The organism is Intrasporangium mesophilum, from assembly GCF_054783095.1.
The window spans coordinates 1-851 of sequence record NZ_BAAGRF010000006.1; the positions used below are offsets into that span (position 1 = coordinate 1).

The 851-nt window shown below is 67.1% G+C and carries 1 protein-coding gene and 1 pseudogene; both read left to right on the top strand.

Going from position 1 to position 851, the window contains the following annotated elements; all coding sequences use genetic code 11:
* Positions 1 to 197: pseudogene (locus tag ACYVLP_RS07315) on the top strand (carbohydrate ABC transporter substrate-binding protein); the annotation flags it as partial.
* Positions 198 to 290: 93 nt separating this feature from the next.
* The coding region (locus ACYVLP_RS07320; RefSeq protein ID WP_460626684.1) for a carbohydrate ABC transporter permease at positions 291 to 851 on the top strand (561 nt) is incomplete at its 3' end.

The following is an 851-nucleotide window of genomic DNA, read 5'->3' on the forward strand; positions in this document are numbered from 1 at the left end:
AGTTCCCGCCGTACCAGCAGGCCGCGATGGACGCGTTCAAGTCCAACACGATCGTGTCCTCGATCGCGCACGGCGCCGCCGTGTCCTTGGCGTGGAACACCGACATCTCCACCGCGATCAGCAAGTTCTACGCCGGCCGGGATGACGCCGCGCTGGTCACGGACCTGGCCGCCGCCGCGAAGAAGTACGTCGGCTGACCCGTGTCACGAGCGTGACCTGAAGGTATGCCGCCCCGGTCGGGCCCTGACCGGCCCGGCCGGGCGGCGTACCCCGACACCAAGGAAACTGTGATGCGTAAGGCGAAGGACTGGCTGCCGGGGTTGCTGCTGGTGTTGCCCTCGATCGTGTTGGTCGGGGTGTTCGTGTACTGGCTGATCGGGCGGAATGTGGCCACCTCGCTGGAGCGGACCGTGACCCGGGCCTCCAAGCGGGTGACGAACCCGGGCGGGATCGCGAACTACGGCAACTTGTTGGGTGGTGATGACTACCGGCATGCGCTGTTCAACCTGCTGGTGCTCACGGTCGTGTTCGTGGCCGGGACGATGTTCTTCGGGTTGTTGTGGGCGGTCCTGCTGGAGAAGGGCGTGCGGGGTGAGGGGCTGTTCCGGTCGGTGTATCTGCTGCCGATGGCGATCTCGTTCATCGCGGCCGGGATCGTGTGGCGCTGGCTGCTGTCGCCGGGCACCGGCGAGCAGGCGGTCGGGCTGAACCAGCTGCTGGCGATGCTCGGGCTGGAACGGTTCCAGTCCGGGTGGTGGCAGTCGCCCAGCATGTTCTCGATGGCCGCGATGGCGATGCCGGCGATCTGGCAGCTGTCCGGGTACGTGATGGCGCTGTTCCTGGCCGGGTTC